This is a genomic window from Planctomycetota bacterium (genome assembly GCA_035384565.1).
Lineage (GTDB): Bacteria > Planctomycetota > PUPC01 > DSUN01 > DSUN01 > DAOOIT01.
The window spans coordinates 19,252-33,914 of sequence record DAOOIT010000061.1 but is presented as its reverse complement, the minus strand read 5'-3'; the positions used below and the strand labels follow the sequence as shown (position 1 = coordinate 33,914).

13 protein-coding genes are annotated in these 14,663 nt (G+C 69.3%); 6 read left to right on the top strand and 7 right to left on the bottom strand.

From position 1 onward, the window contains the following. Positions 1-188 precede the first annotated feature (188 nt). Positions 189-608 (top strand): tetratricopeptide repeat protein, encoded by a 420-nt coding sequence (locus tag PLE19_18850; protein HPD17012.1) that lies wholly within the window; start codon positions 189-191, stop codon positions 606-608. A gap of 165 nt (positions 609-773) precedes the next feature. On the opposite strand, the gene larA is transcribed toward PLE19_18850, so the two are convergent. The 7 genes from larA to PLE19_18815 all read right to left on the bottom strand — a co-directional run bounded on the left by larA (position 774) and on the right by PLE19_18815 (position 7,392). Continuing rightward, positions 774-2,078 (bottom strand): nickel-dependent lactate racemase, encoded by a 1,305-nt coding sequence (gene larA / locus PLE19_18845; GenBank protein HPD17011.1) that lies wholly within the window; start codon positions 2,076-2,078, stop codon positions 774-776. A 4-nt stretch (positions 2,079-2,082) separates the two neighbouring features. Continuing rightward, positions 2,083-2,814, bottom strand: a complete 732-nt coding sequence (locus tag PLE19_18840; GenBank protein HPD17010.1) for a metallophosphoesterase family protein — start codon at positions 2,812-2,814, stop codon at positions 2,083-2,085. 39 nt (positions 2,815-2,853) lie between these two features. Then, on the bottom strand, positions 2,854-3,144 hold the full coding sequence (locus PLE19_18835) for an acylphosphatase (GenBank protein HPD17009.1): 291 nt from the start codon (positions 3,142-3,144) through the stop codon (positions 2,854-2,856). Positions 3,145-3,204: 60 nt separating this feature from the next. Continuing rightward, positions 3,205-3,522 carry a cupin domain-containing protein gene (locus tag PLE19_18830; GenBank protein ID HPD17008.1) on the bottom strand — a complete coding sequence of 106 codons (318 nt, stop codon included), beginning with the start codon at positions 3,520-3,522 and terminating at the stop codon, positions 3,205-3,207. Between the two features lie 11 nt (positions 3,523-3,533). Continuing rightward, entirely contained in the window at positions 3,534-4,610 is a 1,077-nt protein-coding gene (locus tag PLE19_18825; protein HPD17007.1) for a Gfo/Idh/MocA family oxidoreductase, read from the bottom strand. A 165-nt stretch (positions 4,611-4,775) separates the two neighbouring features. Next, positions 4,776-6,395: a PQQ-binding-like beta-propeller repeat protein gene (locus PLE19_18820; GenBank protein ID HPD17006.1), complete on the bottom strand. Its 1,620-nt coding sequence runs from the start codon at positions 6,393-6,395 to the stop codon at positions 4,776-4,778. A 94-nt stretch (positions 6,396-6,489) separates the two neighbouring features. Further along, on the bottom strand, positions 6,490-7,392 hold the full coding sequence (locus PLE19_18815; GenBank protein ID HPD17005.1) for an acetamidase/formamidase family protein: 903 nt from the start codon (positions 7,390-7,392) through the stop codon (positions 6,490-6,492). Between the two features lie 672 nt (positions 7,393-8,064). Here PLE19_18815 and PLE19_18810 point away from each other — a divergent pair. From PLE19_18810 to PLE19_18790, 5 genes are all read left to right on the top strand, one after another. Then, positions 8,065-9,066, top strand: a complete 1,002-nt coding sequence (locus PLE19_18810) for an exo-alpha-sialidase (GenBank protein ID HPD17004.1) — start codon at positions 8,065-8,067, stop codon at positions 9,064-9,066. Between the two features lie 12 nt (positions 9,067-9,078). Further along, the gene (locus PLE19_18805; protein ID HPD17003.1) at positions 9,079-11,418 is read left to right on the top strand and encodes a hypothetical protein; all 2,340 of its coding nucleotides are present in this window, start codon (positions 9,079-9,081) and stop codon (positions 11,416-11,418) included. Next, positions 11,415-12,356, top strand: coding sequence for a BadF/BadG/BcrA/BcrD ATPase family protein (locus PLE19_18800; protein HPD17002.1), 942 nt, complete (start codon positions 11,415-11,417; stop codon positions 12,354-12,356). The genes PLE19_18805 and PLE19_18800 overlap by 4 nt, the downstream gene beginning before the upstream one ends. A gap of 154 nt (positions 12,357-12,510) precedes the next feature. After that, on the top strand, positions 12,511-13,200 hold the full coding sequence (locus PLE19_18795; GenBank protein HPD17001.1) for a peroxiredoxin: 690 nt from the start codon (positions 12,511-12,513) through the stop codon (positions 13,198-13,200). A gap of 128 nt (positions 13,201-13,328) precedes the next feature. Further along, positions 13,329-14,630: a sulfatase gene (locus PLE19_18790; protein ID HPD17000.1), complete on the top strand. Its 1,302-nt coding sequence runs from the start codon at positions 13,329-13,331 to the stop codon at positions 14,628-14,630. Positions 14,631-14,663 lie beyond the last annotated feature (33 nt).

Genomic DNA, 14,663 nt, shown 5'->3' with positions numbered 1-14,663 from the left:
GAACCCAGGGCGTTGCCCTGGGCTATCCCATGCGAGCCCTTCAGGCTCCAGAGACAATCACCCTGCCTACAATTCCGGCCCGCACCCGGCGTGGACCCGGAGCTTGAGTCACGACCGGTTCGAGGCTAGAATGGACGTGAACTCGGGAGGCAAGCGCCGCAGCCGCCGGTTTGCCGAAGGAGACCCTTATGCCGAAGAGCGAGCCATCCCACGTCGCCGCCTTGCGTCGTCGGGCCGAGGCCGGCGACGCCAATGCCCAGTACGAGCTGGGCTGTGTCTACTACGAGGGCAACGGCGTCGAGCGCGACTATGCCGAGGCGCTGAAGTGGTACCGCGCGGCCGCGGCCCAGGGGCACAACAGCGGGTTGTGCGACGTGGGCTACTGCTATCGCAACGGCCACGGGGTCGAGCAGGACTACGCGAAGGCGATCCCCTTCTACCAGCAGGCGGCGAACCAGGGCTGTCCGACCGCGGCGTTCTGGCTCGCCCACGCCTACGAGCACGGCGAGGGGGTGCCGAAGGACCTCGAGAAGGCGCGCCAGTGGTACCGCGTGTCGAGCCGCCGGGGCGACCGCGACGCGGCCGAGGCCCTGAAACGGCTGGGCTAGGAGCCTGTCCGAGAATCCGCGCGAGGCTGCGACGCCGCCGATTCGGGCCACACGCAAGGAGCGAGGAGAAGGCGATGCATTCCAGGGCATCGCCTGCGTCGCCGCGCCTCGCATCCAGCCCGCTGACGCCGGCAACGCAGCCCACGGGGATTCCTGGACAGGCTCCTAGCGGGGATCCACTTCAGCAAGAATGTAGGGCCCATCGGGCAGGGCGGCGACGCGCGCGGCGGGGCGGCGCCGCAGGAGCGCATCGAGCGCGCCCTGGAGCTGCCGCTGCGGGTCGGCCTCGCCGCACAGATCGGCGGCAGGCGTGACCGAGAGACGCCGGAGCGTGCCGCGTTCGATGCCGCCGCAGCAGACCACCAGGCCCTCCACCCCCACCCTGGCCAGCACCTTGCACTGCTCTTCGAACTCCCACTGGTCCTGGAGCACCTCGTCGCGCGCGGCGATGTCGCGGAGGAAGTCCGCGTGGCGCCCGTCGTATCGGAAGAGCAGCTCGGCGTATTCCCGGTTGCCGATGCCCTCGCGGCACTCGGCGGCGAGGAGGACGACCCCCCCCGGGCGCACGACGGGCAAGGCCGCGACCATGCCTTTCACGGCCTGGTAGAAGGTCTTGTCGAGCGGGTAGCCGCCGCCCGAGGTCACCGCGATGTCGGCGGGGGCGGGGACGGCGGCGCGGCAGAAGCTGTCTACCCGGGCCACGGCGGCGTCGAAGGCCGCGTCGAGGTGGCCCGCGAACAGGCCGACGATGCGGCGCTGGAGGTCGAGGGCCACATTGACAGTGAAGTCGGCGCCGGCCATGTGAGCGATCTCGCTGGCCTCGCGGTGGCAGGGGTTGCCCTCCAGCACGCCGCTGGCGGCCCGCGGGTCCTCGAGGAAGCGAGGGCCGTGGAGCTTCTGGATCGTGCGCAGGTCGGCCAGCCCGGGGCAAATGGCCTTGCGCCCGCCCGAGTAGCCGGCCATGAAGTGCGGCTCGACGAGGCCCGTGAGGATGCGCAGATCGGCCTCGAGGTAGAGGCGGTTCAGCCACACCTGGGTGCCGCTGGACGGGCGGCGCTCCAGGGCGACGAGCTGCGCGGGGTCGCGCGAGTCGTGGTCCACGATGGGATAGCGCGCGACGACCTCGGGGCCGAACATTTCGAGCTTCTCCTCGGCCGTGCTCGGGCGGTGGGTGCCTGTGGCAACGAGCAGAGAGACGCGCTCGACGGCGCCCTCGAGCGCGGCGAGCAGCGGCGGCAGCAGGACGCGGTACGGCACGGGCCGGGTGATGTCGGAGACGACGAGGCAGGCGTGGCGACGGCCCGCGGCGAGCTGGCGCAGGGGCGGGCAGCCGATGGGATTCCGGAGGGCTTCGGCGAGCGCCTCGGCGGGCCGAGCCAGGGCCTCGACGGGGCGCGTGCGCAGCTCGCAGGCGTCCGGCGGCAGCCGAAGCTCGAGCCGGCCCCGGCCGTAGGCCACGTGGGTTCTCATCCGATCAGCGTCCGAAGAGGAGCCGGCGGCCCAGCACGTCGGGCAGATCGGCCGCGAGGATCTTGCGCTTCGCGGCCTCGACGTTGTACTCCACACGGCGGATGGTGATCGTGTGACGCGAGCTGTCGTAGAGCGCGTAGCACGCGCGCGGGTCCTCGTCGCGCGGCTGCCCCACGCTGCCCACGTTGACGATCACCTTGGCCGTGCCATCGAGGTCTATGTGAAGGTCCTTGGTGTAGAGGACCAGGTCCTTCACGGGGTCGTAGAAGAACACGACGGGAACGTGGGAGTGGCCGACGAAGGCCAGGTTGCCGTCCATGGCGCGGAAGGACTGGCGCGCCGAGAAGTCGCTCTCGATGTAGCCGAACAGCGCCGGCTGGTAGAGCGTCGCGTGCGCGATCATCAGATCGTTCACCTTCAGCGTCAGCGGCAGCTCGTGGAGGAAGCTCTTGTCCTGCGGCGAGAGCTGGCGGCGGGTCCACACCACGGCGTCGCGGGCGAAGGGGTTGAAGTACTCGAGGTCGGTGCGCTCGACCACGGCGCAGTCGTGGTTGCCCGCGACGATCTGAGTCGTGAGGCTCTGCACGCGGTCTACGCATTCCGAGGGGCTGGCGCCGTAGCCCACGATGTCGCCGACGCAGGCGAAGCGTTCGGCTCCGTGCCGCCGCGCGTCCGCCACGACGGCTTCGAGGGCCTCGAGGTTCCCGTGGACATCCCCCAGCACGCAGTACCGCAACGGTGGGCACCCTTGTTCCAGGCCGCAACCCGGCGGAGTTCACCAGGTGTGGCGGACGCCGAACCCGTGGAACTCTCCGGTCGCGACACTCCAGGTCACCTCCCTCGAGCGGATGTAAGGCGCCATCTCGCGCGCGACGGCGCCGAGAAAGGCCTCGATCTCGTCCCGTTCGCCTTCGGCCACCAGCTCGACCGAGCCGTCGGGCTCATTCTGCACGTAGCCGGTCACGGCGAACGATTCGGCCGCGCGGCGCGCGGTGTAACGGAACCCCACCCCTTGAACCTGGCCGCGGAAGACGACCCGCGCTCGTGCCCCGAGCGGCTTAGCCATAGACCGACCTCGCGCTTCTCACCCGCAAATTGTAGCGTCTGGCCGCCTCGCGGTCAAACCTCAACGGTAGTCCTCGCGCACGGGATAGAAGGCATCAATGACGTAGCAGGCTGAGAGCGCTCTCGCCGTGTGCGCAACGTTGGGGGGGACCACGGCCACGCACCCCGGGCCGAGGCGCCGGGTGTCTTCTCCCACGGTCAGCTCCAGATCGCCCGCGATCACCGTGGCCACCTGCTCGTGCGGGTGCGCGTGGGGGGCGATCACCTGGCCCGGCTCGAAGCGCCAGTGCACGAAGGTCATGCACTGCGAGTGCACCACGTGGGCCTTGCAGCCGAACAACTCGCGCAGGGGCAACGCATTGAGGTCGGTGACGAGCATTCCTGTCTCCGCTATGTGGCCAGGCGCGCCAGGTGCCTCTGGTAGATCGCCTCGAAGGTCCGCACATCCTCCAGCGTGTCGGAGGCGGGGGAACGGAACGGTGCGCCGGTGCGCACGCACTCGATGAAGTGCCGCATCTCGGCCCTGTAGGACCATTCGCGCCCGCCCTCGGGAAAGGTGTGAGTGGCCACCTTCGCCGGCGTGTTGCCGCGGTAGACCTCCACCGTGGCCGGCACGTTGCGAAGCAGCAGCGGCGGGGCCTCGGTGCGTATCCAGCCGCCCTCGAAGTAGAGCTGCGTGTGCTCCTCCCAGCCGTGGTAGGCCACGGCGCCCGATTCGATGACTGTCTGGACGCCCGCGACCTCCAGGACGACGACGCCGAAGTAGCCGCGCTCGCGGTCAAGCTCCACAGCCTTCACCTTCACGTCGCCCCCCGCATCAAGGAACCAGCGGACGAGGTTGACGTTGTGCGTGTACTGCTGGAGGTAGCCGAGGTAGCCGTTGACGTGCTTCTCGGGCAGCCAGGCGGGGTACTTGGGCTGGACGACGGGATACGGCTCATCGGTCTTCTCCATCGGCGTGTCCAGGCCGGCGGTCCAGTCGCCGCAGAAGCCGTGGTTGCGCACGAAGCGCAGCTTGCCCATCTCGCCGCTCGCGCGGGCGTCGGCGACCAGCTTCTTCACCAGCACGTTCCCCGCGTCGTAGCGTTTCATGTAGGCCACCATCAGCCGCTTGCCGCTGCGGCGTTCGGCGTCGAGGATGCGTTCGGCCTGCTCCACGCTCACCGCCATCGGCTTCTCCATGAACACATCCTTACCCGCCAGCAGCAGGTCAATCGCTATCTCGCCCTGGGCGTAGAAGTGCCCCGAGACCCCGACCGCCTGGATGGAGGCGTCCTTCGCCAGCTCGGCGTGGCTGGCGTAGAGCTTCGGGATGCGGAAGCGCTCCTGCACCAATCGGCCCAGCTTGGGCCTCAGCTCGGCGATGGCTGCAAGCTCCACCCCATCGAGCGACAGAATGTTGGGGATATGCACCTTCTGCGCCATGAACCCGCAGCCGACGTAGCCCATGCGAAGCCCATCCGCCATTCTTTACTCCTTGCCAGACCGTTGAGAACGGACCCAGCCCCTCCCGAAGGTTCCAATACCTTCGGGAGGTTCCTCGCACAGGCGTGTCCCCTGCGGCGGCCGGGTCTCAGCCTTATCCTCCCGAAGGTATTGGAACCTTAGGGACGGGGGCGCACCCCGATGTGCTCACTTCCCGGTACCCTGGCTCGCGGCAACCGCGTAGAGGTAGTTGTTGCAGGCGACGTAGAGGACGCCGTTGGCGACGATGGGCGTGGCGTGGATGGGGGTGCGGAGGCTGATCTCGGCCAGGAGCTTCTTCTCCCTGCCCGCCGCCAGCACCGTGAGCTTGCCGTTCTTGTTGCCGAACCACACCTTGCCGTCGGCCACGAAGGTCGAGCCCATGCAGTCGCGGCCGCCCGTCTCGTGCGTCCAGTAGGCCTTGCCCGTCTCGGCGTCCACGCAATGAACCGTCGCCACGTAGTCGGCGGCGAACACCAGGCCGTCGGCGACGGAGGGGGTGGCCATCGAGCGGTTGATGCCGGTGTAGCGCCAGAGGATGCCGGTCGTGCTGATGTCGCCTGCCTTGGTGGCGTCAATGCACGTGAGGCAACCCTTGCCGGCGCCGTGGCGGGTGTCCTGGCCGATGGTGACGTAGACGCGGTTGTTGTGGCAGACGACGGTGCCGGTGATCTCGCTGGGGCCTTCGGCGTTCTTGTTGTAGGGCAGCTTCTTGCCGTCGCGCATCCGATACTCAGGCGGATTGGCGTCGCACTTCCACACGGTCTTGAGCACCTTGAGCGGCTTGCCCGGGACCTCGACGGGCGTGGGGTCGAAGGCGTAGACGAAGCCGTCGCCGGCGCCGAAGAGCAGCAGCTTCCGGCCGTTCACCTCGGCGAGAGAGGGCGAGGACCAGGTGCCGTGGAAGAGCGTCGGCCCGATCTTCTCTTCATCCGTCGCCACCAGCTTGCCCGTCCGCTTGTCGAGGGCGATGATGGTCGGCACCTGGGGCGAGGGGATGTTCTTGTGCGAGAGGTCCACGCCGTTCGAGGGGTTCACGTAAACGAGGTCGCCGTGGACGAGCACGGAGCACGCCGAGGCGTCCTGGGGCCAGGCGTCAAGTTCGGCGATCATGTCGTAGCGCCAGAGGATGTCGGCGTCGGTGGGCGTCAGCTCGATCGGCTTCACGGGCTCTTCGGGCTTCTCGTCGGGCTTGGCCCCTGGCGGCTGCTTGCCGGGCTTGCGGCGCCTCTGGGCCGCGATGTACTCCCCTTCGTCCTGAAACGGCCCGTCGTTGCCGTTGGCCAGGCCGTTCACATCGAGGCACAGCACTTCATCGCGGTTCGTGACCACGTAAACGCGGTCGCCCTCGACGGTGGGCGAGGAGCAGATGCCAAGGCCCTGGTAGTCGCCGTTCCAGCTCCGGTAGCCGGGGTATTTGGAGACGGCGAGTTGCCAGAGGAACTTGCCCGTGGCCTCCTCGAGGCACATCAGAATGCTGCGGTCGCCTTTGAGGCGTGGGTCGCGGGGGGCCCCGTTGTTGGTGCCGACGAAGACTCTGCCGCCGGAGACGGTGGGGTTGCCATAGGTTTCTGTGCCGAGGCGGGCGGCCCACTGGATGTTCTTCGTCGTGGCGGGGTCAACCTCGCTCCCGCCCTCCTTCTTCTGGCCGGGGTCGAACGACTCGGGGATGCCCTTCTCGTCCGAGGCCATGTTGCGGCAGTCGCGCCCGCCCCACTGCGGCCAGTCGGCGGCGAGCAGGGTCGAAGCCAGGAGCATCGTGACAACGCCCGCAGGGGCCCGAAGCATCAAGGTAGGTCTCCGTAGTAGGAAGCCGGCCTGCCAGCCTGATTATACCGGAAGGCCATGGTTGGCGAAACCGCTCCACACGGCTCTGCCGCCTCTACCGGGGCAGGAAGCGCCGGGCAATCCTGGCGACGTAGGTGAACTGGGGGTTGACGAATTCGGTGGCCCGGGCCTCGAGGACCTGGGCGAGGAGCATGTATGCCTCGGTGCGCGGCATGGCATAGGATTCCTCAAGCCAGGCGATCAGCTCGGCCAGGGCGATGCGAAAGGCGTCCTCGGCGGGCCGCGCGAGGGCGAAGACGCCGATGTGCGTGGCGTTCTCGAAGCGGGGGAAGCGGAGCGACTTGGGCGCAGGCGAGGTGAGGCGGCAGGTGAGCAGGACGCGTCCGCCGGCCTCGATGCCGCCGGCGCCGCAGATTTCGCCGTCGCCCTGAATCGCGTGCATGTCGCCCACGTGGAGGAGCGCGCCCGGGCACTGGACGCGGAGGTGCAGGGTCGCGCCGGTGGTGACCTCCTGCGCGTCGAGGTTGCCGCCCCAGACGCCCGCCCAGCCGTTGTGGAGCCGCTCGCGCGCGGGGGCCACGCCCACGAAGCCGAGCATGGGGCGGAGCGGGAGCGTGAGGGATTCGCTCCAGCGAATGCCGTCCTCGGTGATCTGGACCTCCTTTTCGCACGGCCCGCAGGCCAAGCCGCGGGGCGTCGCGTCGGTGCCGCCGCCGAACCTGGTGTAGCCGATGGGGTCCACCGCGATGTCGCCGATCTCGACGCTCAGCATGTCGCCGGGCCTGGCGCCCTCGACGAAGATGCAGCCGCTGGCCGGGTTGCCGCCGCACAGCTTCTTGCGCCAACCCTCCTGTTCCTCAGGCGGCAGCTTGTCGAGCCACGGCCCGGCGTTGATCTGCGTCTGCACCTCGAACGTCTCGCCGGGCCTCACCCGGTGCGTCACGGGATTGCCCGGGCCGGTCTCGAAGTAGAGAATCTCGTTGCCGACGCATTGCATGGCGGGGCCTCCTGGGTCTCACGGCATGGTAGCCGCCACGGCGGGGTTGTCAAGCGGCGGACCGCCCCCGGCCGGGCCTGGGGCGTCACGTCACGCGGTCACCGTGACGCCCCAGGCTTGTGGTCGAGCCGTCCGCCCTTAGAAACCATCTCAGGAAACCGGATTGTCAAAGAACGCGTGCGGCGGCCGGTGGGTCATGGGGTCTGGGGCCTACTGGGCCGCCTCCGGCTCCGCTCGGGTGCGAGGGGCGGGCGCCCCGGCCCTGCGCCCCGGGAAAGCGACACAGAGTGTCGTTTCACCCCTCCTTTGGCAGCCGGTCGGTCATGGAATCTGGGGCCTACTGGGCCGTCGCCGAGCGGCGTCCGTACGAGGCAACGAGGCCCCCATTGCCGGCTGTGGGCCTCCTCGCCTCCGAAGTGTATATGCTGCAATTGCTTACATCACACTTTGTCTTTCCCAGCCCGCTGCGACAGGTCTCCGGTCTTCGCCACCAGTACAATGGCAATGCCCCTGCGCAAATAAGGGCCCGAATTCCGGATTTTCGTGATTTTTTTTCGCCCGGGAGATGCCCATCTCCCCGCCCCTCTTGCCCGCGGCTCAGGAAAGTGTAGAATGCCGGTGAGAGGCGCCCGAAGGCCGTCACGGCAAGCCCCCCCAGGCTGGGAGACCACCATGAAGTGCACGATGCTGGCTATCGCAGTCCTCGGCTGGCACCCCCTCGTCTCAGCAGGAGATGCGCCCGTGGCCACGCTCGTCGAGGTGCGGAGAATCTGGGACCAGGCGCCCCACAACGCCTTCACCGACCTCATCCGCTTCAAGGACCGCTGGTTCTGCGCCTTCCGCGAGGGCAAGGGCCACGTGTGCGACACCGGCGCCCTCCGCGTCCTCGCGTCGGCCGACGGGCAGGAGTGGAAGTCGGTCGCGCGGATGGCGTGGGACGGCGGGGACGTGCGCGACGCCAAGCTCTCGGTCACGGCCGGCGGCCAGTTGATGCTCAACGGCGCCGTCCGCTTCGTCAAGCCCGTCGGCGGGCAGACGCACCAGAGCGTTACGTGGCTCTCGCCCGACGGCGAGGCATGGGGCGAGCCGAACAAGGTCGCCGACCCCAATCTCTGGATGTGGAGCGTCACCTGGCACAAGGGCGTCGGTTACGGCATCGGTTACGCCTGCGGGGGCAAACACCTCATTCGCCTCTACCACACGAGCGATGGAAGAGGGAAGGAATGGGAGACGCTCGCCGACGACCTCCTCCCCGGCGGCACCTATGCGAACGAGACCTCGCTCGTCTTCGCGCCCGACGACGCGTGCTACTGCCTCCTCCGCCGCGACGGCAAGCCGTCCTCGGCCCAGCTCGGCGTCTCGAAGCCGCCGTACACGGGCTGGGTGTGGCGCGACCTGGGCGTGCAGATTGGCGGCCCGAAGATGATTCGCCTGCCCGACGGGCGCTTCCTCGCCACCGTCCGCCTCTACGACAAGAAGGTTCGCACCGGCCTCTGCTCGCTCGACCCCGAGGGCGGCCGCCTCACCGAAATCCTCACCCTCCCCTCTGGCGGCGACACGAGCTACGCCGGCATGGTCATTCACGACGGCCTGCTCTGGATCAGCTACTACTCCAGCCACGAGGGCAAGACCAGCATCTACCTGGCGAAGGTCAAGCTCGAAGCTCCGCATTAGGGGAGGGCCGCCATGCTCCGCCCGGTCATACCCGCCCTATTCGTCCTATCGCTCCTGTCCCCCTGCGGCCGTGCCGCCGAGCGCCCCCTGACCGAGCAGGCCTACATCGGCCTCTTCTGCCGGGACCACGCGGAGACGGGCGGGATGCTCGTGGGCTGGGTGATGCCCGGGCCGCTGAAGGGCAAGACCTTCACGTCGCCCTTCCTCAACCGCGGCGACATCATTCTGGCCGTCAACGGCAAGCCGATGGGGAAGAAGGCGTTCGACGAACTCCTCGCCCGCTCGAAGCCTGGCGATGCCATCGAACTGCATGTGCGCGTCACCAAGGGCAAAGAGGACACCGCGGTGCCCGAGCCCGGCAAGGGCGGCGAGGAGAAGACGCTCAAGGTCGTCCTCGCCTCGAAGGCCGACTGGTCGGGGCCTATCGCCTTCCGTCGCCCGTTCGTAGTGCCGCCTTCAGGCGGTCTTCTTGAGGGGAAGGACCCCACGCCCCTGGAGAAGCTCCTCGACCCGCTCATCGAGCAACACAAGCTCCGCGAGCCGCTCGACAAGCTGAAGAAGTATCTCGCCGACACGCAGACGGAGGACTTCGGGGCGAACAGCCTCTCGCGCGTCGCCGCGGGCTTCTATCACCCGACGCGCCTGCCGGAGCTTCAGAAGCTCATCACCGACCCGCTGGGCAAAGTGCCCGGCGATCCACGCGAGGTCTTTCTGCGCGCCGCGGAGAACCTCGACCTGGCCCCGCCCCCCGTAGCCGCAACCGCCCCTGTTGCGGACCAGCCCACAAGCGGGACGCTTGTGGCTACGGCAGCCGATTTCTCCGACCCCGCGAAGGCCATCGCCTGGATGAAGGCCCGCTTGGCCGAGGTCTCAAGCCTTCGCGACCAGGCGTTCGCCAGGATTCCCGCCAAGCGGCAGAAGGCGCTGGCGAAAGACCTGCACGAGGTCCTCGACTACGCCGCGGCCGAGCACTACCTGATGTCGCACCCCGACCCCGCCCGCATCCTGGCGGCCCTCCGCGCGAGCATGGACGTGGACCACCAGGCCCTCCTCGATGCCGCGGCCGGGCTGGCGGAGGTCCTGCGCCCCGGCAAGCCGCCGGCGAAGGAGACCCCCACCGTGCGGCCCCCCCGAAAGCTGCGGGGAATCGTTGAGGGCGACATCCTGGCCGCCGAGCAGGCCGACGGACGCTGGATCGTGTTCGGCGGCCCCGGCCCGAACCGCTACGACCTGTCGAAGCTCGATGTGGTGATTGACCCCGGCGGCGACGACGTCTATCACTACTCATCGGACGAGCGCCCGCCCATTCAGGTCGTGGTGGACTTTGCAGGAAACGACAAGTACGAGGGCGGCCCGGCCAGCGCCACGCTGGGCATCAGCATCCTCGTTGACGTGGCGGGCAACGACCGCTATGAGGGCAAGGCCCGCTCCTGCGGCGTGGGGGTGATGGGAGTTGGCATCCTGGCCGACCTCGCCGGCAACGACACCTACGCGGGCACCACTTGGTCGCTCGGCGCGGGGGTCTACGGCGTGGGGGCGATCCTCGACCTCGGCGGCTCCGACACCTATATCGCTGAGTACCTCAGCGAAGGGGTCGGCGGGCCGCGCGGCTTCGGCCTCCTCCTCGACGTTGGCGGCAACGACCTCTATCGCGCCAACGGCCCGAAAGGCTCGGTCTACGACACCCCGGCCGTCTTCGCCTCGTACAGCCAGGGCATGGGCTTCGGCTTCCGCATGTACGAGAGCGGCGCCATCGGGGTGCTGGCCGACCTCGGCGGCGACGACCGCTACGAGGCCGGCGAGTTCGCCCAGGGCGGCGCCTACTACTGGGCGCTCGGCATCCTCTACGACCGCAGCGGCAACGACCTCTACTACGGCAACCGCTACGGCCAGGGCTTCGGCTGCCACCAGGCCATCGGCATCCTGGCCGACGACGCGGGCGACGACACCTACTGGGCCATGTGCGCCGCCTGCCAGGGCGCCGCCTGGGACATTGCGGCGGGCCTGCTCATTGACCGCGGCGGCAACGATTCCTATCAAGCCGAGGGCCTCGCCCAAGGCTCGGCCGCCATGCAAGCCATCGGCTGGCTCGTTGACCTCGACGGCACCGACCGCTACGTAGCCCGCGGCGGCGCCGTCCACGGCTGCTCCGCAGGCAACAGCTACCATTACGCCGAGACAGGGTGCTTCAGTTGGTCGCTCCTCCTCGACGCGGGGGGCGGCGCCGACTTCTACTCCTCGGGCCGCCCGAACGGCCAGGTGCTCGCCCCCGGCGAGCGGAACGACAAGAAGCCCGAGGACAGCGCCCTCCACGGCCTGTTCGTGGACACTAGCGAGAAAGTGACGCCGTGACAAGAGCCTTCTTCCTCGGCATCGAAGGTGGCGCGACAAAGACAACCGGCGTCTTGACTGGCGAGGCGCTCGACATCGTGGCGCGCCACGTCGGCGGCCCAACCAACGTCCATGCCGTCGGGAGCAAGGCAGCGTGGGGCGCACTCGCCGAGCTAGCGGGCGCGTTGCTCACCGCCAGCCGCATCGCCGCCGGGGACTTGGCGGCCGCCGCGCTCTGCGTCTCGGGCGTCCGCGCTGAGGAAGACCGCAGGGCCTGGCGCGGCTTCGTCCGCAAGCTTGGCCTCGGTTGCCCCGCGCTTATCACGCACGACGCGGCCGCGGGCCTGGCCGCGGGCAGCCCCGACGGCACGGGCATCCTGGCCGTGTGCGGCACGGGGTCGCTCGTCTACGCCCGACGGGCCGACGGAGCAGAGAGGTTCGTCGGCGGCCGCGGGCCGCTGCTGGGCGACGAGGGGAGCGGCTTCGACATCGGCCACCGCGCCCTGCGTGCTGCCGCGCGCTCGGCCGACGGCCGCGGGCCGAAATCGCTTCTCGAAGCCCTCATCCCCCAGCGCCTCAGGTTGGCCGGGATTGACGCGCTGGTGGCGTGGGCCAGCCCCTTCGCCAAGGACCGCGTGGCGGGCGTGGCGCCCATCGTCTTCGAGGCGGCCGCGGCAGGCGATGAGGCGGCGAAGGCCATCATCGCGGGTGCGGTGGCCGAGTTGGCTCGGGGCATCGAGGTGGCGGCGCGCGCCCTGTGGCCGCCGCCCGAGGCGGTTGAGCGGGTCGTGCTCTCCGGCGGCGTGCTGCGCAGCCAGCCGACGATGCGCGATGCCCTCGCCGCGGCGGTGAGAGCCTTCGCCCCCGACGCTCTCTGCGGCCTGGCTGAGGTCGAGGGCGCGCTGGGCGCCGCACGCCTCGCGCGGCGGCTCGCGGCCGGCGCGAACGCTGCCTCTTGACTCTGTACAGCCGGCTCCCCTAATAGAGAGTATGGGAGCGCTTGGGACGGGTTCTCCGCGGACAAAGGAGATTGGCATGGGCCGGCTGGTGTTGGGCGTATTGTTCATGCTCGTGGCGGGAGCGGCTTGGGCGGCGGAGGGCGACCAGCCCCGTGTGCCGCTGATCGGGGAAGACGCCCCGGCGTTCACGGCCGAGACCACGGCCGGGCCGGTGAAGTTCCCCGACGATTTCAAGGGCAAGTGGGTGATCCTCTTCAGCCACCCGGCCGACTTCACGCCGGTGTGCACGACCGAGTTCATGACCTTCGCCACGATGATGCCGCAGTTCAAGGCCCTGAACTGCGAGCTCATGGGTCTCTCGATCGACAGCAACTTCAGCCACATCGCCTGGCTGCGCACCATCAAGGAGAAGATCAGGTACAAGGGGATGGAGAACGTCGAGGTCACCTTCCCCCTCATCGCCGACGTCAAGATGGAGGTGGCGAAGAAGTTCGGCATGCTCCAGCCCCAGGCGAGCGACACGAAGGCGGTTCGCGCCGTGTTCTTCATTGACCCGAAGGCCAAGATTCGCGCGCTCATCTACTACCCGCTGTCGAACGGGCGCAACTTCCAGGAGATCAAGCGGCTGCTCATCGCCATGCAGACCTCCGACGCCAATGCCTGCGCCACGCCGGCCGACTGGCAGCCCGGCGACGACGTGATCATCCCGCCCCCCGGCTCGTGCGGCATGGCCAAGGAGCGCGTCGAGAAGGCAGGCAAGGACTACCAGTGCCTCGACTGGTTCATGTGCCTCAAGCCGCTGCCGAAGGAGAAACTCGCCCTCCCGCCGGAGGCCGCGAAGTAGCCGCCAGCAGGCCGTGGCTGAACATGGTTCGCCGGACGGGGCGAGGCGCCGATTGCCTCGCCCCCGTCATTTCGTATAATGCGGGCCGCGCCTGCGCAAGCCCCTCTCCCCCAGCAGGAGGCCGGCCGATGCCCCGCCCGAACATCCTCTACATCCACTCGCACGACACGGGCCGCTACGTGCAGCCCTACGGCTATCCCGTGCCCACGCCGCACATCCAGCGCCTCGCCGAGCAGGGCGTGGTGTTCCGCCAGAACTTCTGCGCCATGCCCTCGTGCTCGTCGAGCCGCGCGGCCCTGCTCACCGGCATGATGCCGCACAACAACGGCATGCTCGGCCTCGCCCACCGTGGATGGGCGCTCTACGACTACCGCACCCACATCGTCCACACCCTCCGCAAGGCGGGCTATCGCTCGACCCTGTGCGGCGTGCAGCACGTGGCCCGCGACGCCAGCGTGATCGGCTACGACGAAATCCTCAAGCCGGCGAGCGGCAAGGCCGAAGGTGTGTCGGCCGCGGCCGCCGAGTTCCTGCGCGGCCGGCCGCCGCAGCCGTTCTTCCTCTCGGTGGGCTTCAACGAGACCCATCGCGCCTTCCGCGAGCCCGGCCCCGCCGAGGACCCGCGCTGGTGCCGCCCGCCCGACCCGCTGCCCGACACGCCCGCGACGCGGCGCGACATGGCCTCCTTCAAGGCCTCGGCCCGCGCGCTCGATGCCGGCATGGGCGCCGTGTTCGATGCCCTCGATGCCGCCGGCCTCGCCGACAACACGCTCGTCATCTGCACCACCGACCACGGCCTCGCCTTCCCCTGCATGAAGTGCAACCTCACGGACCACGGCACCGGCGTGATGCTCATCCTCCGCGGACCCGGCGGCTTCGCGGGCGGCCGCGTGTGCGACGCGATGGTGACCCACCTGGACCTCTTCCCCACCGTGTGCGACCTGCTGGGCATCGAGCGGCCGGCGTGGCTCCAGGGCGCGTCGCTGCTGCCCCTCGTGCGCGGCGAGGCCGAGGAGACTCACGACGCCATCTTCACCGAGGTCACCTACCACGCCGCCTACGAGCCGATGCGGGCCGTGCGCACCAGGCGCTGGAAGTACATCCGCCGCTTCGACGGCCGGGCGACCGGCGTGATGCCCAACTGCGATGACAGCCCGTCGAAGGACGTGTGGCTCGCCGCCGGCTGGCGCCAGCGGCCCGTCGCCGCCGAACAACTCTACGACCTCGCCTTCGACCCCAACGAGGCCTGCAACCTGGCCGGCGAGGCCGCCTGCGCGGCAACGCTCGACGAGATGCGCGGCCGGCTCGACCGCTGGATGCGCGAGACCGACGACCCGCTGCTCCGCGGCCGTGTGCCCGCGCCGCCGGGCGCCAAGGTGAACCCCGCCGACGGCCTGTCGCCCAACGAGCCCGTCGTGCCCGCGTCCTAGCGGCATGCGGCTCGCGTGCCTGCGGAGGCCCTC